18 protein-coding genes and 1 pseudogene are annotated in these 17,864 nt (G+C 57.7%); 11 read left to right on the forward strand and 8 right to left on the reverse strand.

Going from position 1 to position 17,864, the window contains the following annotated elements; all coding sequences use genetic code 11:
• Nucleotides 1-224: 224 nt before the first annotated feature.
• From cysC to RVY79_RS08920, 5 genes and pseudogenes are all read right to left on the reverse strand, one after another.
• Nucleotides 225-839, reverse strand: a complete 615-nt coding sequence (cysC, locus tag RVY79_RS08900) for an adenylyl-sulfate kinase (RefSeq protein ID WP_317463769.1) — start codon at nucleotides 837-839, stop codon at nucleotides 225-227.
• Between the two features lie 29 nt (nucleotides 840-868).
• Nucleotides 869-1,630 carry a hypothetical protein gene (locus tag RVY79_RS08905; RefSeq protein ID WP_317463770.1) on the reverse strand — a complete coding sequence of 254 codons (762 nt, stop codon included), beginning with the start codon at nucleotides 1,628-1,630 and terminating at the stop codon, nucleotides 869-871.
• A 52-nt stretch (nucleotides 1,631-1,682) separates the two neighbouring features.
• Nucleotides 1,683-1,856 (reverse strand): annotated as a pseudogene (locus RVY79_RS08910) (acyltransferase); the annotation flags it as partial.
• 404 nt (nucleotides 1,857-2,260) lie between these two features.
• On the reverse strand, nucleotides 2,261-5,125 hold the full coding sequence (locus RVY79_RS08915) for a tetratricopeptide repeat protein (protein WP_317463771.1): 2,865 nt from the start codon (nucleotides 5,123-5,125) through the stop codon (nucleotides 2,261-2,263).
• Nucleotides 5,126-5,319: 194 nt separating this feature from the next.
• Nucleotides 5,320-6,456, reverse strand: coding sequence for a FliC/FljB family flagellin (locus RVY79_RS08920; protein ID WP_317463772.1), 1,137 nt, complete (start codon nucleotides 6,454-6,456; stop codon nucleotides 5,320-5,322).
• Nucleotides 6,457-6,632: 176 nt separating this feature from the next.
• On the opposite strand from RVY79_RS08920, the gene RVY79_RS08925 reads away from it, so the two are divergent.
• The gene (locus RVY79_RS08925) at nucleotides 6,633-6,902 is read left to right on the forward strand and encodes a DUF2835 family protein (RefSeq protein ID WP_317463773.1); all 270 of its coding nucleotides are present in this window, start codon (nucleotides 6,633-6,635) and stop codon (nucleotides 6,900-6,902) included.
• 95 nt (nucleotides 6,903-6,997) lie between these two features.
• A complete protein-coding gene (locus RVY79_RS08930; protein ID WP_317463914.1) occupies nucleotides 6,998-8,002 on the forward strand; it encodes an adenosine deaminase in 1,005 nt (334 codons plus the stop codon).
• A 500-nt stretch (nucleotides 8,003-8,502) separates the two neighbouring features.
• Here RVY79_RS08930 and RVY79_RS08935 read toward each other — a convergent pair whose 3' ends face one another.
• From RVY79_RS08935 to flgA, 3 genes are all read right to left on the reverse strand, one after another.
• The gene (locus RVY79_RS08935) at nucleotides 8,503-8,955 is read right to left on the reverse strand and encodes a flagella synthesis protein FlgN (protein WP_317463774.1); all 453 of its coding nucleotides are present in this window, start codon (nucleotides 8,953-8,955) and stop codon (nucleotides 8,503-8,505) included.
• 52 nt (nucleotides 8,956-9,007) lie between these two features.
• On the reverse strand, nucleotides 9,008-9,298 hold the full coding sequence (flgM, locus tag RVY79_RS08940; protein ID WP_317463775.1) for a flagellar biosynthesis anti-sigma factor FlgM: 291 nt from the start codon (nucleotides 9,296-9,298) through the stop codon (nucleotides 9,008-9,010).
• Nucleotides 9,299-9,436: 138 nt separating this feature from the next.
• A complete protein-coding gene (gene flgA / locus RVY79_RS08945; RefSeq protein WP_317463776.1) occupies nucleotides 9,437-10,153 on the reverse strand; it encodes a flagellar basal body P-ring formation chaperone FlgA in 717 nt (238 codons plus the stop codon).
• A gap of 223 nt (nucleotides 10,154-10,376) precedes the next feature.
• Here flgA and flgB point away from each other — a divergent pair, with 223 nt between their 5' ends.
• From flgB to flgJ, 9 genes are all read left to right on the forward strand, one after another.
• Nucleotides 10,377-10,799, forward strand: coding sequence for a flagellar basal body rod protein FlgB (gene flgB / locus RVY79_RS08950; RefSeq protein ID WP_317463777.1), 423 nt, complete (start codon nucleotides 10,377-10,379; stop codon nucleotides 10,797-10,799).
• A 9-nt stretch (nucleotides 10,800-10,808) separates the two neighbouring features.
• Entirely contained in the window at nucleotides 10,809-11,216 is a 408-nt protein-coding gene (gene flgC, locus RVY79_RS08955; RefSeq protein WP_317463778.1) for a flagellar basal body rod protein FlgC, read from the forward strand.
• Between the two features lie 11 nt (nucleotides 11,217-11,227).
• On the forward strand, nucleotides 11,228-11,938 hold the full coding sequence (locus RVY79_RS08960; protein WP_317463779.1) for a flagellar hook assembly protein FlgD: 711 nt from the start codon (nucleotides 11,228-11,230) through the stop codon (nucleotides 11,936-11,938).
• A 53-nt stretch (nucleotides 11,939-11,991) separates the two neighbouring features.
• A complete protein-coding gene (locus RVY79_RS08965) occupies nucleotides 11,992-13,161 on the forward strand; it encodes a flagellar hook protein FlgE (RefSeq protein WP_317463780.1) in 1,170 nt (389 codons plus the stop codon).
• A gap of 63 nt (nucleotides 13,162-13,224) precedes the next feature.
• The gene (locus RVY79_RS08970; protein WP_317463781.1) at nucleotides 13,225-13,986 is read left to right on the forward strand and encodes a flagellar basal body rod protein FlgF; all 762 of its coding nucleotides are present in this window, start codon (nucleotides 13,225-13,227) and stop codon (nucleotides 13,984-13,986) included.
• A gap of 82 nt (nucleotides 13,987-14,068) precedes the next feature.
• Nucleotides 14,069-14,851, forward strand: coding sequence for a flagellar basal-body rod protein FlgG (gene flgG / locus RVY79_RS08975; protein WP_317463782.1), 783 nt, complete (start codon nucleotides 14,069-14,071; stop codon nucleotides 14,849-14,851).
• Between the two features lie 116 nt (nucleotides 14,852-14,967).
• Entirely contained in the window at nucleotides 14,968-15,630 is a 663-nt protein-coding gene (locus RVY79_RS08980) for a flagellar basal body L-ring protein FlgH (protein WP_317463915.1), read from the forward strand.
• 17 nt (nucleotides 15,631-15,647) lie between these two features.
• Nucleotides 15,648-16,757, forward strand: a complete 1,110-nt coding sequence (locus tag RVY79_RS08985) for a flagellar basal body P-ring protein FlgI (RefSeq protein ID WP_317463783.1) — start codon at nucleotides 15,648-15,650, stop codon at nucleotides 16,755-16,757.
• Entirely contained in the window at nucleotides 16,757-17,854 is a 1,098-nt protein-coding gene (flgJ, locus tag RVY79_RS08990; RefSeq protein ID WP_317463784.1) for a flagellar assembly peptidoglycan hydrolase FlgJ, read from the forward strand. Before RVY79_RS08985 ends, flgJ begins: the two co-directional genes overlap by 1 nt.
• Nucleotides 17,855-17,864: the final 10 nt, after the last annotated feature.

The raw sequence follows: 17,864 nt of genomic DNA on the forward strand, positions 1-17,864 counted from the left end.
TGGCCTGTTCTGCCACAATGAGAGCAGCGCTGTGGTTTCGGGCAGTTCCTGGCTGTGTGATTACCGGCCCCGCAGATAGAACATGCCATTTTTTAAATGCTCCTATAATGATAAAAATGGGACTTTTGGTCCAATAAATTGTATTGATATTGTTTTCCGAAACAACAAAATTCAAGGGGAATAGGAAAACCGTCGTCATAGTGCCAGCTTGGCGGCATCCCCTATCATGCTTGTCTATCTTGCTGTGAAAAATAGCCATTGGCTTGCAGGTAGCGAATGACCTTCTCCGCCGCCTCGTGCGGCTGGATACCGTCATTCACGATACGTAGTTCAGGCACTTCAGGAGGCTCGTAGGGCGAGTCGATGCCGGTGAAGTGCTTGATCTCCCCATTGCGTGCTCGATGATACAGCCCCTTGGGATCACGTTGCTCGCAGGTGGCGAGCGGCGTGTCGATGAAAACCTCAATGAAGTCGCCTTCTCCCATCAGCTCACGTACGTTATGCCGGTCGGCACGAAAAGGAGAGATGAACGCGGCCAGCGTGATGATCCCCGCATCGACGAACAACCGTGACAGCTCGCCAATACGGCGAATATTCTCGACCCTGTCCCCATCGGAAAATCCCAAATCTCCATTCAAGCCATGGCGCACGTTATCGCCGTCCAGCAGATAGGTGCGTTTGCCCATGGCATGCAGCTTTTCCTCCACCAGACCGGCAATGGTGGATTTGCCTGAACCGCTCAGCCCCGTGAACCACAACAGGCACGTTCGGTGTCCGTTGAGTTGTTCGCGGTGTGAGCGGTCGACTTTGTGTGTGTGCCAAACTGGCCCTTTTGTCATACCAGTACATCCTATAATAGTTAATTGCTTTAACTGGTGACCTTTGATTTTACCTCGGCAGAAATAAAGCTAGAAGATAAAACCTCATCTATGAAAAGAGGGTTGAAGAAAGCGATTCTGTCGATGACTTCAAGTTCTTCTTTAAGAAGGCTGGTATGATGAATTTCTCTTTCCTGAGCGTTAGGGTTGTGGTGTTTGGATGTTATTTTAGAGTGTAGGATTCTTGCGGAGTTTTGATTTTCTACCTGCAAGCCAAAATGACTGCCAACCGATATTGTGAAATCAAAATCATGGAAGTCGTCTGCTGTAACCCAGCAATATCTTTGCTCCTCTTGATCGTAAATTTTTTTTGCTTCAATCTGTCTAAAATAGGAATCTAGTACTCCCCAGTAGCAGAGTTGATAGTCAGAAAGCGTGTCGGGTGAAAAAATAGGCAGGCTGCCAGGCACCCTCGGATCGGCTGAAAAGTGAGCGCCGCGCTTGGTGCGCATGGGAGTGCTACCTCGCTTGTAGAGGCTCTTTGCCGTCTCCCTGAAGTCGCGATTAAGGAATATGAGGTTAGGGAATATTCCTTGTCTCAATAGTGGGATGAGGAATCCCTTCCCAAAAACATTGCTCGTCTCAACATAATTTGAAGAAGTTGTGTCTTCAATTGCTTTGAGTTTTTTGTCTAGGAAATCTAGCGCATACCTAGGATTTTCTTTTACTCTAGGAAGTACCGTCGCATAGTTAGGCTCCGGTTCGTGAACTGAGCATGTGTCTGCGAAGATGCTGAAAGCTTCAGTTAGCATGGTAGTGCCTGTTCTACCATGTGTAACAGTGAAGATGAGGTTTTTTGTTGGTTTATTCATAAGGCGTGCCGTCAATATTCTTTACGGGGTGAGCAGGACGTCCGGCAACAATAGTATTTGGTGGTACATCGCTTGTAACCAAACTTCCGGCAGCTACAACAGCGTTTTTACCAATGGTCGCCGGGCCTAAGACAGTAACGCCAGAGCCTAGCCAAGCACCTCTCTTAATTATTATATCGTGACCATTATCAGGTACTGCTGTGAGCCGTTCATGCCCTGTTTTAGAGTAATCGTGAGTGCCGGTTAGCAACATGCAGCGATGGCCAAAAAAACATTCTTCTTCGATCGTGACATGGCCGGAACGGGTGTTGACGAGAAGATCATTTACAGAGATTGTCGCACGCTCTAAATGCAGCCTGCTTTTGTCGCCCCAAATGCGTAATTGACGCATTTCTGCTTCTGCCAGGTAAGGCATTAATAGTTTAGCTAAAGCTGCAAGCTCTTTTTTCTTAGCAGTTTTTAGAAGGGACAAAAATTCACTTTCGCTATTCTCTGTGCCTTGGCTTTTTGCCTCGGGTGACGGAGTGGTGCTATCGTCTGGCTGTTTATTGATAGGTGGTATCATAAATTTTAAATTTCCGGGAGATTGCTAATGATTTTGTCGATTTGGTTGGCGATTGTGTCGTCGTCAGCCTTTAAGCTTTGGGGTTTTTGAGGTGTGCTGTTAGTTTCTAATTCTTTGATTAAGTTTTCAGATTTTAAGTAATCTTCTGCGCAGTTATTCCCAGTCTCTTTTAAAAGCGTATAAATAACGTCTTTCACCCCAAAAACCGTGTGCAAAAGAAAAGCGAGTCGAGTCCTTTGGTTATCGCTTAACGACGCCATGCGTTCATGACTAGGCAGCAAAAGTGCATCAGCACTTGTCAGTTCGGTGGCTTGGCGCTGAGCTGCCGGTACTTCTTCCGGAAGGTGGCTGCGGTGTTGCGGTTCGTGTAGCCGGTAAAAGCGGAAGCCGTGGCGGCTGGCCCAGTGTTGCAGTTCCGCCAGGTTGGGTTGGCGTTCGTGCGTGGGTTGAAACGCGACCTTCACCTGGAGCAACAGGGTGTCTTTCAAGGCTTGGGTGCCGTTGTCGAGAATCGCGGTGGCGTCGTTGAGGTCATCCAGCACGAGCCAGTCGATGGCGGGGAGGCCGTCGATGCTGTCGAGTTTGATGGTGTTCAGCGGTAGCCGGGTGAGTACTTGGCTGCCGGTACGAATGGCCTCGGGCTGATGCTCGTCACCCAGTGGCGCCAAGCTGGCGCTCAGCTTGGGGTCGAGGCATGCATGTAATTGCCCTGGCTGACCGTCGCCCAGCGTGGCGTTGGGGTAGTAGTGCACACCTTTGTGTTGCTTGAGCGAGGTATCCAGCGCTTGGCTGCTTGGGTCGAAGGCGATCAGTTCAAGTGCTTCGCGTTGCAAGAGCTGGCGAACGACCTCGCTTTGCAGAAGTTGTCCGCCATTGTCGACGGCGATGAGTTTACCCTCGAATTGCCATTGAAACTCGGTATCATCCTCCGGCGCTTCTGCGTAATGGACTTCCACCGGGGCGTCTTCATCCTCGAACCAAGCTTGTCCCTCTTTATCGAAGGTGAGGGCGGCGGGGGCCTTGTCGTCGCAGTAACGCTGCCAGATGGCGCGCATGGCATCCGTGAAATGCTTGGCGAAGCGCGGGCCGTCGCATACCGGTGATTGCAGGAGTACATCGCGCAGGTGCTGGCGAATGGTTGCCAAGCTTTCAAGATCGCTGGCGAGCTCGATCACGCGGGCGCGGTATTCTTCCCAGCTGTTGACCACCAGTTCCGGCATGCCGGCATGAACGAGGTGAGTGGCACTATGGCGGCCGGCGAAGGTCGGGCCGGGGAGCGTCACCACGGGCACGCCCATGATGAATGACTCGCAGGTCGTCAATCCACCCGAGTAGGGCCAAGGATCAAGTGAGATATCCGCGCGATTGTAGGCTTCCAGCATGTCGTAGTTGTTACTGGGGCCTTCGATAATCAACCGTTCACGGGCTATGCCCTCAGCTTCAAGCGTGGCATACAGGCGTTCGCAGAAACTCTCGCTGGTATAAGGACGCCCCTTGAGCAGTAACCGTGAATTGGGCAGCTCATGCATGATGCCTGCCCACTCTTTGAGTACGACATCATTGAGTTTGGTGGGGTTGTTGAAGCACGCCAGGGTGATGTAGCCGTTTTGCTGTGCAGGTGGCGTACTCAGTGCAGGCAGGGTCTCTGGTGGGTTGAAGACAATATAGTCATCCGGCATGCGAATGAGTTTCTCGGTATAGTACTCGTCTTCACCTTCCGGCGTCTCGACATGATCGCTGATCAAATAGTCGATAGCTTGCACACCCGTGGTATTGATCAACCCGCCGACCCATTTGACGATCAACGGCGCCGGCTGCATGGCAACCACACGCATCCGGGAGCCCGCATTATGCCCCGATAGATCAATGAGGATGTCGATGCCGTCGTCATCAATTTGCTGACTGAGGTCGTCATTACTTAAATGGCGAATGGGTTGCCACTTCTTCGTTTGGGCCTTGATCCGGCGCGTCAGGTCATCGTTGACTTCGCTGGTGGTGTAGGCCACCAGTGTCATCTGACTGGATGAGATGTTTTCCAGGCAGCGCACGATCATCTTGCCCACTGGATGATTGCGTAGTCCATCGGAGAGAAGACCAATGGTCAAGTTCCGGTGATAGGGCTTGTCGGGACGTGCTGGGCGTGGCGTGAGTGTATCGGGTTGAGGAGCAAAACGATTTTCCCATGAGCGAGCAAATTCAGCGATTTCGCTGCGACTGGCGCGTGGATCGTAATGCAGGGTGGTTAGATGATTGGAGTAAGGAATGGCGCTGTGTGACGCCAACTGGCTAGCTTTTTGATAGCAGTCATAGGCTTCATCCAGCAGCCCGAGTTCACGCCGCATGTTGCCGGCACTGTTCCAGTGTACGAAATTTCTCGGGTCGCGTTTTATTAATAAGTCATAGATATCCATGGCTTCATCAAAGCGATATAGGGCACTCAAGCAGTTGGCGAGCGCATCCATACCTCTAGTATCTTGCGGATCGGCTTCCCAGGCTTTTTGGGCGTATTCAAGGGCCTTATGCGATCTACCTCCTTCGAGATAGAGGTGCGCGAGCGTCACCAGGCCGAATATCGATTCGGGCGCTAACGCATGGGCTTGCTCAAGGTGTTGCAGGGCATCCTTAAGGCGGTGTTGCTTGTGCGCGACATAGCCGAGCCACTCCTCTTGCTCATGATGGCTCGGGCGTAGCTCCCGGGCCTTTTCTAAGGCAGCGAGGGCGTCGTCGAAGTCTTGCTGACCCGCGTGCAAACGGCCCAGTGTCAGCCACGCATCAGGGTCAGTGGGGTGGCGTTGCGTCTGCTTGCGAGCCTGAGCCAGGGTGAGCGAGTGGTTCGTGCTTGCATGATGGCGATTGCGTTTCTTGGACATAAGGATCGCATGATGAGGGTGATCGATTTCACCACTATAAAGTGCTGCGACAATGTCAAAGGGGGGAAAAGCCACCTAGGGAACGAGCTTTTACAGCTTTTGCGGAGGATAGGCTGAAGAAAGGAAGAAGAACTGAAAAAGCGAGCCCCGTAGGGCCCGCTTCAGTGTCACACATCTTGTCATTGGCGGCTAACTTAGCCCAGCAGTGATAGGGCGCTCTGCGGCAGTTGGTTAGCCTGGGCCAGGACGGAGGTACCTGCTTGCTGCAGGATCTGGTTCTTGGTCATGCTGGCCACCTCGGTTGCGTAGTCGGCATCTTCGATGCGCGAACGGGCTGAGGTGAGGTTGGTTTCGGTAGTGCTCAGGTTGGTGATTGCTGAGTCGAAACGGTTCTGCATGGCCCCCAGCTCGGAGCGCTGGCTGTCGATATCGCTGATCGCGGAGTCCAGTGATGCCAGTGGGTTCTCCGAACGGGCTCCCACCGCAGTATCACCAGTGGAAACGTTCATTCCAGTGACTTGACCACTCTCATTGGTGTTGGCCGTGATGTCCACTGAGACATAAGCGGTGCCATCAGATGTTGTCCCTTGAACGAAGAAGTTACCTTCCTGATCCATGACGAGGGCAGCTGTGCCGGTGTCGGCAGTGAATCCTTCAACATCAACGGAGCCGGTTGCTGCTGATGCGGCATTGGCAATGGCGGTAGCAGCGTCTGTGGGGCCTACTGATGCGGAGTAAGAAGCATCATCGATGCCGAGCTCGGCCGCCATTGCAGCTGTATTTGCACCAGTACCACCTGATGGGCCGCTGACGTTGAAGCTACCCAAGTTAAGCGTTTCAGAGTTGACTTCTTGCAGGTTCATGGTGATGGTCTGGCCATCCTCGGAACCGACTTGGATGGACATCTCCTGGTCTTTGGCAAGGACGTTGACACCGTTGAAGCTGGTTTCCTCGGAGATGCGGTCGATCTCGGCAAGGCGCTGGCCGATTTCGTTCTGGATGGAGTTGAGATCTTCCTGGCTGTTGGTGCCGTTGGCGGCCTGAACGGTCAGTTCACGCACGCGCTGCAGGTTGTCGTTGACCTGGTTCAGTGCGCCTTCAGTGGTCTGGGCGACGGAGATACCGTCGTTGGCGTTACGCTGCGCCTGGCCCAGACCGGTGATCTGGCTGCTCATGCGGTTGGCGATGGCCTGGCCGGCGGCGTCGTCGGCGGCGCTGTTGATGCGCAGACCGGAGGACAGACGCTCCATGGCGGTAGTCAAGCCGCTCTTGGATTCGGTCAGGTTCTGCTGAGCGATCATCGAGGTGATGTTAGTATTGATAACTGCCATTTTGGTATTCCTTCCTTTTTACCATCGACAAGGTCTTGAGGCTCCAGCGGCGTTCCGGGGATCCGGGTTAGCCACCGCAACGGCGCCGTTGGCCGTTATTCCAGTTATCGGCGCAGGGGGAATTCGCTTTAGGGTGAATTGCAAATTTTTTCATGCGGCGTGGCTGGGTATACTTGGTGCCCGTCGATTCCCTGGAGCTTGCGCCTGTCATGCCGTCGCTGGATATCATGCTCGATCTATCGCTCGAGACTTGCCGTTACCACTATGAAGGCGCCATGCATACCGTGATCGCCACTAGCGTGGATGGGCGCCGGGTGAGCTTTCCCGCCACCGCGTTACGGCGCATCGTCACGCCGGAGGGTGCACGCGGAGTGTTTCGGCTGACGTTCAGTGAGGAAGGCAAGTTCGTCTCGATGGTGGCGGTGCGGCGTTGGGAAGCGACGTGAGGGGGTCGCCATTGGCATCCGGCTAGCCCTTGATGCATCCTTGACCGAACGGACAGCATGAGGTGAGAGACGCGATGACGACGAGCGAGACACAGATGGCGGCGTGGCTGCGAACGTTGCCCAAGGCGGAGCTGCACCTGCATATCGAAGGCACGCTGGAGCCGGAGTTGATGTTCGCGCTGGCCGAGCGTAATGGTGTGACGTTACCGCACGGCTCGGTAGAGGCGGTGCGCGCGGCGTATGATTTCGACGACCTGCAATCGTTTCTGAATTTGTACTATCAAGGTATGGGGGTGTTGCATACCCGGGAAGATTTCTTCGATCTGGCGATGGCGTATTTCGCTCGCGCTCGAGAAGACGGCGTGGTGCATGTCGAGTTGTCCTTCGATCCGCAGGCGCATCTAGTGCGTGGCGTGCCGCTCGAGGCGCCGTTTGAGGGGCTGCTGGCCGCGTGTCGTGAGGCCGAGTCGCGCTACGATATTTCCTCGGCGTTGATCATGAGCTTTCTGCGCGATCGCGACCCCGCTGAGGCGCTCCAGGTGTTCGAACAGGCGGCGCCATGGCATGCAATGATCGATGCGGTGGGGTTGGATAGCGCCGAGCGCGACAATCCACCGGGGCGTTTCGCCGAGGTGTTCGCGCATGCCCGTGGGGCGGGCATCCCCGGGGTGGCGCATGCCGGGGAGGAAGGTCCTGCCACTTATATCCGCGAAGCCTGGGAGGCGCTCGAGGTGTGTCGGATCGATCACGGCGTGCGCTGCCTGGAAGACCCCGAACTGGTCGCGCGGCTACGCGATGCGCAGGTGCCGCTGACGGTGTGCCCGCTGTCCAACGTCAAGCTCAAGGTAACCGACACGCTGGCCGAACACCCGTTGCCCGCCCTGCGCGACGCGGGGCTCAACGTCACCCTCAACTCGGACGATCCTGCCTATTTCGGCGGCGGCATGCTGGATAACTATGTCGCTTGTCACACCGCCTTCGACTGGACTCGCGACGACTTCATCGACATGACCCGCAATGCCTTGCAGGCCGCCTTCATGGCCGAGGAAAGGCGCGAGGCATTGATCGAACGGTTGCGTGGTATTGCGTCGGACGTTTAAAACAACGTATTTGCTGCTCAGGCGACATCCATACGAACGAAAAAAGCCCCGTCCAAGAGGACGGGGCGAAGCTTTGTACGCAGAGTAGAGACTAGACTTGGGATGCAGCGTAGTCTCGATGCATATATTACCCTGATGCGGGCTATGCCTTAGCGATGAAATGGGGTTATTAATCTACGTTAATCCTTGTAAGTCGCTGTATTGCGGCGGTGAAGGCAACGTGGTGGTGGCGTGGGTGGTCGGCACTGGTAGTGCGCGGTATGTCGCGGTCGGTGAAGTCGCGGCATGTGAGCGCATGAACTCTTTGGGGTATCAGAGGGTAGCGCGAGGCGGATTATCAGCAGGCTGAGGGCAACGGCGACAAGGTCCATAGTGGGCAGGCTCCCATTAGACGATGAGCATGCCATCAGTATGGTTCATATGGAGCGATTTCTCAGCCTGCACGCAAGGCGAGGGGAGTAAGGTGGCAGTGCTTGGCAGGGGAGTCGATTGAGCCCGTGCTATACCCGCGAGCTGATGCGGTTGAGTCCCTTGTGCCGTGAGCGCCCGTCGGCTTCGTACATCGTGCTGCCGGCGGCTTCTTTCAGGAAGTTGAGCATGCGCTGGTTCTGTTCCATGCGGTTCATGGCCAGCAAGCCGTTGATGCGGTTGAGCTGGCGAGCTTCTTCACCGGTACTGCGAAGCTGTTGCCAGCTGTCTTGTCGCTGCGCCTCGGTGGCGGCACGCTCGGCGCTTTGGCGGCCGTCGCCATGGCCCTGTTCATGCAGGAGTCGGCGGCGTTCGGCGTCGAGCGTTTCCAGCTCGGTGGCGACCAGGGACTTCGCCTCGGCGAGGCGTTCCAGCTCGGGACCGTCGATCTCGCCCTGAGACAAAGATTGCCGCTCCTCGCGCAGCAAGGCGACGAAGCGCTGCATGGCGTCGAGTTGGCGGTCCAGGGTTTCGGCGAGCGACATGGGTCCTTGTTCCTTTATGTGTTGCTTTCTTGGCAAGCCCGCGGGTTAGGCATCAACGCTCTGGCGTGTCGCCGAGCAGGTCGCGGACGCTGTCGATCAAGCCATCGGCGATCTTGCCGGTGTCGAGTTCCAGTTGGCCGTCGCTGATGGCCTGGCGGATCTCATCGACACGAGCGGTATCGATGTCCTGGCTGGTGTCGGCTTCGTTGCTTTGACTCAACGTGGTGATGCTTGCCGGGGTGCCCGCTTGTGCGGTGTCATCGCCACGGCGTGTGCGCTGGGCGGCGTCACCCTGTTCACTCGGAGTGGTTTGAGTCGGCGGATGTAGATTGGAAATTTTCACAATTGAACTCTCTTGCAGCGCGGGCTTGTACCCTTCATCGGCCACGGTGGCAAAAACTGTAGGGCATTGAGCGTACCTTTTTGAAAAAGGTCGATCACTGCCACGCTGCTGGCATTATAGCGTCTGTTGACACATCTATCAGTAACCTATCGTGAGTCTTCCCCGGGCGTCTACCTGGCCTTGAAGTACTTTTCCATCCGGCATCCGGGCGCGGATCGAGTCGCCCTTGCCGCCATTGTTCAACGCTTCGCCCTCGCGGGTTACCGAGAAGCCCTCACCCTTGGCGATGAGGGTCACGGGGTCGCCGCGATGGACGAGGTAGGGCTGACGCAGCCTATCACTTTGCAATGCCATACCCTTGACGAGACGCTGCATGACGACCTTGCCGACGGCTTGGCGTGGATCGTCGAGGGCATTGCGTGGCCGGCGCGAGATATCGGCGCGCTCCCAGTCGAGCATGTCGGCGGTGAGGCGTTCGCCGCGCTGAATGGCCGTGGCGGCTACCAGGAAACGGACGCTGGCTGAAACGCGTGCTTGCACATAGCGCACTCGTTCATCGTTGCTGCACCGTACCCCGACCATGACCCGGCCTTGCGGAATGCCCTCGCGGGGCAAGAAGGGCTGCGGTGAGTGACACTCGGGGAAGCGAGCGGTCTCGCTGAGAATCTCGACGCCGATATCATTCCCCAGGGACGCGGCCTGGCTCATCAGAAAGCGTTGGGTGGCTTGGGCGATGGCGTCATCCGGCGTGGCGAGTGCTGCAGGCGTTGTCGCGAGCATCAGCAAGCCAACGAATCCGCTGAACAGGCATGTGCTGTTAAGTGCTCGAATTGTCTTGCCAACGATGCGCTGCATTGCCGGAGCCCTTGAGTGAACCTGAAAGAGAGTCAGGTCGAAAGCCGATGGCACGATTCTAGTGCGACACCGCAACGAGCAACGGTGGAAATGGCGCTCAAATGTCGGCCTGTTTAGTCGTTTGCCGTGACGGCGGCGCGGCTATTCTGCATCGTGCACATTTCCCCATGTCTAGCGAAGGGGAACGAACCGCGACACGAACGCGATGACAGGGACACAGGGCATGATTGACAAGCTTGCAGGCTACCTGGATTACCACCAGGAGGCACTTGGCCTTCGCCACGAGCGCCAGAAGGTATTGGCCAACAATATCGCCAATGCCGATACGCCGAATTACAAGGCGCGTGATTTCGACTTCTCGGCGGAGCTGGATCGCGCCATGCAATCCGGTGGCAGCGGCCACGGGGGTGGCTTGTCGCTCACCACGACGTCCGCGCGCCACATCCCCGCTCAGGCGACAGGGGGGGGCGGTGTTCAGGACCTTCTGTATCGCGTTCCCGAGCAGCCGAGCCTGGATGGCAATACCGTTGACATGGATCGCGAACGCGCCGCGTTCGCCGACAACGCACTGCGTTATCAAGCCAATACGACGATCTTGACCAGCAAAATTCAAGGCATCAAAGCTGCCATGCAGCCTGCAAGGTAAGGAATCGCTATGTCTATGTTCAGCATTTTCGAAATATCTTCTTCGGCGATGAGTGCGCAGTCTCAGCGCATGAATGCCACCGCCAGCAACATGGCCAACGCCGACAGCGTGGCCGGACCCAATGGCGAACCGTATCGCGCCAAGCACGTCATGTTTCAGGCACAGTCGCAAGGCGGCAGCGAGCTGGGGGGCGTGCGTGCCACCGAGGTGGTCGAGAGCGACGCGCCTCCCCGCATGGAGTACCGCCCCGAACACCCCTTGGCGAATGAAGAGGGCTACGTGGCCATGCCCAACGTCGACCCGGTCGACGAAATGGTCGACATGATCGCGGCGTCGCGCTCCTACCAAGCCAACGTCGAGGTCATGAACACCAGCAAGTCACTGATGCGTCAGACGCTCACCATCGGACAAGGTTAACGGAGACAGACATGGCTAGCCCCGTCATCGGCAGTAATACGCTTGCCACGATCAACGGCACGCCCAACGCCAACGCTGCGAACGAGACTACTCGTACCACCGGCGAGAAATCTGCTCAGGATCTCAACGATCGCTTCATGACGTTGTTGATCACGCAGATGCAGAACCAGGATCCGACGAAGCCGATGGACAACTCGCAGATGACCGCGCAGTTGGCACAGATCAACACGGTCAGCGGGATTCAGGAGCTCAACGACTCGCTGGGCAAGATCAACGATCAGATCGATGCCGGCAAGACGTTGCAGGCGTCATCGTTGATCGGTCAAGGCGTGATGGTGCCGGGCGATACCGTGCGCGTGGGTAGAGCCGAGGACGGCAGCGCCGTGGCCACGCCGCTGGGCGCCGAACTGGCAACGGGGGCCGATGAGCTCGAGATCACCATCACCAACGGCGCCGGCCAGGTGGTTCACCAGAGTGTCGAGGAAAACGTGCCGGCGGGGGTGCAAGCTTTTGATTGGCCGGGCACTGGGCTGGATGGCAATGCCGTGGCCGAGGGCGCTTATAACGTCGAGATGACGGCCAAGGTCGGCGGTGAGAAAGTCCCCGTCACGCCGCTCAATTATGCCTTGGTACAGGGCGTGACGTCGGGCGAAAGCGGGCCGACCCTCGATTTGGGAACCTCCGATAGCGTCGCTCTCGAGGACGTGCGCCAGATCCTTTGATCACGATTTTACGCTGTTTTGACGCCACTAATTTATAACGCGGGGAAGGAATAATGGGCTTTTCACAGTCATTGAGCGGGGTCAACGCGGCCTCATCGCAGCTGGACACCATCGGCAACAATATCGCCAACTCGCAGACCGTCGGCTTCAAAAGCTCATCGGTGCAGTTCGCGGATATCTACGCCAACAGTAAAGGCCTTGGCACGCGTGTTTCGGACACAGTGCAAGACTTCACTACGGGGAGTCTTGAGTCTACCGGTAGGGCGCTCGACCTGGCCATTGCCGGCGACGGGTTCTTCCAGTTTTCGCAGAATGAGCAAATGGCCTATTCGCGTAACGGCCAGTTGACCATGAGCGCCGATGGCTATTTCGAGAATGCCCAGGGCGCACGTCTGACCAATCAGCAGGGCGAGCCGCTTCAGATAACGCAATTTAGTCAGGGGGCTCAGGCAACAGGTACTGATACTGGCGTACAGGCCGGGTTCAACTTGAATGCCGAGGCGGATACGATCGCTGCCGGCTTTGATCAAAATGACAGCGATACATATAACTATGTGACCAATGCCGGCACTGTCTATGATGCTCTAGGCGTGGGACATGATCTGAGTCTTTATTACACCAAGACTGCAGATAACACATGGAGTGCCAACGCTGTCATGGAAGGCCAGGTAGTAGGTACAAGTAATAATATGACGTTTGATCCCGGCAGTGGTGCCCTGACAGGCGGAGGCGTTATTAACGCTACGGCATCAACTGCGGCCTTGGGTACGGGGGCCGCGCCGATGAACTTCGACATTAATCTAGAAGACAACACCCAGTACGGTTCCGAATTCGAGCTAAGAAGCTTTGCTCAGGACGGTTATACCTCAGGTAGTTTCGTAGGCGTGGATATCACCGAGAACGGTAATATCATGGCCAACTATTCCAACGGCAATAGCGGCGAAGTCGGCACCATCGGCATGGCCAATTTCCGCAACCCTGCAGGCCTGACGCCGGAGGGCGACAACCTGTGGACGGCCACCGAAGCCTCCGGCGCGGCACTGACAGGCCAGGCGGGTACCGGTCAGCTCGGGAGCCTGGAGTCGGGCACCGTGGAGGCCTCCAACGTCGACCTGACGCAGGAGTTGGTGGACATGATCATTGCCCAGCGCAACTTCCAGGCCAATACCAATGCCATCCAGACGCAGTCCGATGTGATGAAAGAAGTCAACAACTTGCGTTAAGCCTTGAGTCGGCCGGCCGTTGCGGCCGGCTTCATTCGTTGTGAGTCGAGCAGGACGATCAGCATGGATCGGATTATCTATACCGCCGCTAGCGGCGCCAGCCAAGCGATGCGCCAGCAGGCGGTGATTAGCCACAACCTTTCCAACGTCTCGACGCCGGGGTTCCGCGCCGAACTCGATGCGATGCGGGCGGTACCGGTGGAAGGCGATGGCCGCCTGGATACGCGTACCACGGTGGCGGCGACCACGCCGGGCACGGACTTTTCGCCGGGCTATATGAATGCCACCGGTCGGCGTTTGGACGTCGCCATGCAAGGCGATGCCTTCCTCGCCATTCAGGATCCGCAAGGCGGTGAAGCCTATACCAAACGTGGCGATCTCCAGGTCAGCGCGGACGGCATGTTGACCGTCAAGGGACAGCCGGTGATGGGCGAACAAGGCCCGATGATGGTCCCGCCGGATGCGGACTTCTCCATCGGTGCTGATGGCTCGGTCAGTGTGATCCAAGCCGGGGCCAATCCCGATGAAGTCGCGCCGATCGGGCGCTTGAAACTGGTCACGCCGGATTTGGAAGCATTGAAGCGCGGCGACGATGGCTGGTTCCGCCTGCCGCCGGGAGAAGGGGCCGAAATGGCGCCGCCGCAGCCCCTGGATGAGGAGGCGCGGCTGCAGTCCGGCGTGCTGGAAGGCAGTAATGTCAGCGCCACGGATGCCATGGTTTCCATGATCGACGGCGCGCGTCGTTACGACATGCAGATGAAGGTGATCGAGAGCGCCGATCAGAACGCGCAACGTGCCAATAGCCTGCTGTCCGTTCAAGCGTAACGACGCGCAGGTGACATGACGCGTCGCGCGCCATCGAATTCTCGGCACCGTCCGCTCGGTGCCCGCATAACAGGTAAACGCCATGATTAGATCGCTGTGGACCGCCAAGACGGGGCTTGAAGCTCAACAGGTCAAGCTCGACGTGATTTCCAACAACCTCGCCAACGTGTCGACGAACGGTTTCAAGCGCTCGCGGCCGGTGTTCGAGGACCTGCTTTACCAAAACGTGCGCCAACCCGGTGCTCAGGCATCGGCGGTGGATACGCTGCCTTCCGGCCTGCAGGTGGGTACCGGGGTGCGTCCGGTCGCCACCGAGCGTTTGCATACTCAAGGCGGCCTGCAGAATACCGATAATTCCAAGGATCTGGCGATCAACGGCGACGGTTTCTTCGCCGTGCAAATGCCTGACGGTACGACGTCGTATACCCGTGACGGTAGCTTCCAGATCGACCAAAACGGCCAGATGGTCACTGCGGGTGGCTATCCGCTCGATCCGCCCATCGTGATTCCCGAGAACGCGTTGTCGGTGACAGTGGCTCAGGATGGCACGGTATCGGTGACGCAGCCCGGTGACACCGCGACGCAGGAAGTCGGGCAGATCATGCTCTCCAAGTTCATCAACCCCGCCGGGCTGCAGAGCATGGGGGAAAACCTGTATCAGCAGACCGATGCCTCGGGACCACGTAACGACCTGATTCCGGGCATGGAGGGGGCGGGGCGGCTGTATCAAGGCTATGTCGAAACCTCCAACGTCAATGTGGTGGAAGAGATGGTCAGCATGATCGAGACCCAGCGTGCCTATGAAATCAACAGCAAGGCGGTGAAAACCTCCGATCAGATGCTGTCGCGCCTGACGCAGCTGTGAGGAGTAGCGTCGTGACGGAAATGGACGTGGAGAGAGGGTCGAACGTGGACGTGGCCGATGATGATGAATCGCGATGGACGATGGTCGGATGGATGTCCGGTTGCGGTGGGTTTGGCATGTCGGCGCGTGTGCTGTGCCTGGTCGTGCTGTTGATCATGGGCGGTTGTGCGCAGTTGCCGCATGAATCGGTGGTGCCCGAGGCTCAGCCGATCTCATATCCCGATCCCTCGCTTGCCACGCCCAACGGTGCCATTTATCAGGCCCGCGGTGGCTTTCATCCACTCTTTCAGGATCGGCGCCCGCGTCAGATCGGCGACATCATCACGATCACGATCAACGAGGATGTCAGTGCCAGCAAGGACTCTTCCTCCAGCGCCAGTCGTGAAAGCAGCATGGGGCTGGATCTGGAGACGATTCCCGACCTGATGAGCTTCCTCGAGGACAACGGTCTGGATGTCTCGGGCACCAACGACTTCGAAGGTAGTGGCGGGTCGAGTGCCAGCAATACCTTCACCGGGACCCTGACAGCGACGGTGGTGAATATTCTGCCCAATGGGAACCTTCAGATTCGTGGCGAGAAACGCATCGCCATCAATCAGGGGACCGAATACATCCGCTTCTCGGGGGTCGTCGATCCGCTGTCGGTGACGACGCAGAATACCGTGCCCTCGGGGCAGGTGGCCGACGCGCGTATCGAATACGTGGGCGATGGCTACATCAACGAGGCGCAGCACATGGGTTGGCTCCAGCGTCTCTGGCTGAACATTGCGCCTTTCTGATGAGGATGAGATACGTCATGAGAAAATTGCTGCGTTGGATGGGCGTGCTGTTGTTGTGTGGCGTCTGCGCCGTCCCCGCGCAGGCCGAGCGCATACGTGATCTGGCAAGCTTCGCGGGAGTCCGCGAGAACCAGTTGGTGGGCTACGGGCTCGTCGTGGGGTTGGATGGCACCGGTGACCAGACGACGCAGACGCCGTTTACCGGCCAGACGTTGATCAACATGTTATCGCAGTTGGGTGTGAGTATTCCGGAAGGCACTAACATGCAGTTGCAGAACGTGGCAGCGGTCATGGTCACCGCGCAACTGCCTCCGTTTGCCCGCCAAGGGCAGGAAATGGACATTACCGTGTCGTCGATGGGGAACGCCGACAGCTTGCGTGGCGGCACCTTGCTGATGACGCCCTTGCGCGGGGTGGATGGCAATGTGTACGCGATGGCACAGGGCAATTTGCTGGTCGGTGGCATCAGTGCCCAGCAGGCAGGCAGCAGTGTTCAGGTCAACCATACGACGGCCGGGCGTATTCCCGGTGGTGCCACCGTCGAGAAATCCGTGGCCCTGCGCCTGGGGCGGCGTGATGGTACGTTGGATCTTTATCTGGACAAGTCCGATTTCACGACGGCCCAGCGCGTGGTGGAGGCCATCAACGCTGAGTTCGGTTCGCCCGTGGCAGCAGCGATGGATGGTCGCTTGATTCGCCTGAATTCGCCCAGCGACAGCAATTCACGGGTCAACTTCATGGCACGGGTCCAGAACTTGAATGTCACGCCTAGCCAAGGGCCGTCCAAGGTGATCGTCAATTCGCGTACCGGTTCGGTGGTCCTCAACCGCAAGGTGACGCTGGATCGTGCGGCGGTGGCGCACGGTGATCTGTCGGTGACCATCGATTCCAACCCGCAGGTCAGCCAGCCCAACCCGCTGGGAGAAGGCGAGACCGTGGTCGTGCCGAATGCGGACATCACGGTCCAACAAGAAGGCGGCGCACTGCAAATGGTCAATACCAGCGCCGACCTCATGGATGTCGTCAATGCGCTCAACGCGCTGGGGGCGTCTCCGCAGGATCTGATGTCGATCTTGCAGGCGCTGAAGTCGGCGGGTGCGCTCAATGCGGAGCTGGAGATCATCTAATGAGTGTCGATGGACTTAGAAACCAGTTCGCCCTCGATGTGCAGTCGTTGTCGCGGCTCAAGCATACCGCCAGCCATTCGCCCGAGAAGGGGCTTTCTCAGGCGGCGGACCAGTTCGAGGCGGTATTCCTGCAGATGATGCTCAAGAGCATGCGTGACGCGATTCCGCAGTCCGATCTGCTCAGTAGCAATGAGACCGACACCTACACCTCCATGCTCGACAAGCAATGGGCACAGAAGCTCACGGGAAACATTGGGCTCTCGGACATGCTGGTCGAGCAGCTGCAGGGCAGAGGGATCGTCGGTCGCGATGACGACGTCACGCGCAGCGATCTGATTGCCGGCATCCCGCGGGGAACGCCAAAAGTGCTGAGCGATCCGGTAATTCCCAAGGAGGATGGGGGTCCCAAGGAGAATGCCGCGACGCAGGCCGACGAAGCGTCATCTTCACGTTCGACGCCGCCGGATGTGGCGGCAAATCGCGAGACACGGCCAACGGGGGCGGAGGCCGACACGGGCGAGACACGCACGGCGCCGCATGTCGAAGAGTTCTTGTCACGCTTGCGTGAGCCCGCCGAGGCGGCTGCCCAGGCGAGCGGAGTCCCTGCGTCACTGATCCTGGCGCAAGCAGCGCTGGAAACGGGCTGGGGGGAGCGCGAGATTCCCACCCACAGTGGCGGCAATAGCCATAACCTCTTCGGCATCAAGGCCGGCAGCAGCTGGGATGGCGATACCACGCGCATCATGACCACGGAGTATGTCGACGGCCGTGCCCGCCAACAGCGCGATGAATTTCGTGTCTACGATTCCTTCGAAGCCGCGTTCAAGGACTACGCTCAGTTGATCGGTAACAATCCGCGTTATGCGGGTGTGGTCACAGCATCGACACCTGAGAACGCGGCGCGTGCCTTGCAGTCCGGTGGGTATGCCACCGACCCGAACTATGCCGATAAGGTCATCGACGTCATGGCGCAGATCGATGACGGCCTCGCGAGCGGTCCGGCGCTGGCCAGTGCCGCTGAACGCTCCGGCACGAGCGGCGAGATTGGCGAGTCCGATCCCTATGGGATATCGCGCATGCCATCGGGCATTTTTTGAGTGTCCGCAT

The organism is Chromohalobacter sp. HP20-39 (genome assembly GCF_033052815.1).
Classification (GTDB): domain Bacteria; phylum Pseudomonadota; class Gammaproteobacteria; order Pseudomonadales; family Halomonadaceae; genus Chromohalobacter.

What these genes read in the sequence shown, in the direction of transcription:
- cysC (WP_317463769.1), bottom strand. Translation starts at nt 839, where the DNA reads ATGACAAAAGGGCCAGTTTGGCACACACACAAAGTCGACCGCTCACAC.
- RVY79_RS08905 (WP_317463770.1), bottom strand. Translation starts at nt 1,630, where the DNA reads ATGCTAACTGAAGCTTTCAGCATCTTCGCAGACACATGCTCAGTTCAC.
- RVY79_RS08915 (WP_317463771.1), bottom strand. Translation starts at nt 5,125, where the DNA reads ATGTCCAAGAAACGCAATCGCCATCATGCAAGCACGAACCACTCGCTC.
- RVY79_RS08920 (WP_317463772.1), bottom strand. Translation starts at nt 6,456, where the DNA reads ATGGCAGTTATCAATACTAACATCACCTCGATGATCGCTCAGCAGAAC.
- RVY79_RS08930 (WP_317463914.1), top strand. Translation starts at nt 6,998, where the DNA reads ATGGCGGCGTGGCTGCGAACGTTGCCCAAGGCGGAGCTGCACCTGCAT.
- RVY79_RS08935 (WP_317463774.1), bottom strand. Translation starts at nt 8,955, where the DNA reads ATGTCGCTCGCCGAAACCCTGGACCGCCAACTCGACGCCATGCAGCGC.
- flgA (WP_317463776.1), bottom strand. Translation starts at nt 10,153, where the DNA reads ATGCAGCGCATCGTTGGCAAGACAATTCGAGCACTTAACAGCACATGC.
- flgB (WP_317463777.1), top strand. Translation starts at nt 10,377, where the DNA reads ATGATTGACAAGCTTGCAGGCTACCTGGATTACCACCAGGAGGCACTT.
- flgC (WP_317463778.1), top strand. Translation starts at nt 10,809, where the DNA reads ATGTCTATGTTCAGCATTTTCGAAATATCTTCTTCGGCGATGAGTGCG.
- RVY79_RS08960 (WP_317463779.1), top strand. Translation starts at nt 11,228, where the DNA reads ATGGCTAGCCCCGTCATCGGCAGTAATACGCTTGCCACGATCAACGGC.
- RVY79_RS08965 (WP_317463780.1), top strand. Translation starts at nt 11,992, where the DNA reads ATGGGCTTTTCACAGTCATTGAGCGGGGTCAACGCGGCCTCATCGCAG.
- RVY79_RS08970 (WP_317463781.1), top strand. Translation starts at nt 13,225, where the DNA reads ATGGATCGGATTATCTATACCGCCGCTAGCGGCGCCAGCCAAGCGATG.
- flgG (WP_317463782.1), top strand. Translation starts at nt 14,069, where the DNA reads ATGATTAGATCGCTGTGGACCGCCAAGACGGGGCTTGAAGCTCAACAG.
- RVY79_RS08980 (WP_317463915.1), top strand. Translation starts at nt 14,968, where the DNA reads ATGTCGGCGCGTGTGCTGTGCCTGGTCGTGCTGTTGATCATGGGCGGT.
- RVY79_RS08985 (WP_317463783.1), top strand. Translation starts at nt 15,648, where the DNA reads ATGAGAAAATTGCTGCGTTGGATGGGCGTGCTGTTGTTGTGTGGCGTC.
- flgJ (WP_317463784.1), top strand. Translation starts at nt 16,757, where the DNA reads ATGAGTGTCGATGGACTTAGAAACCAGTTCGCCCTCGATGTGCAGTCG.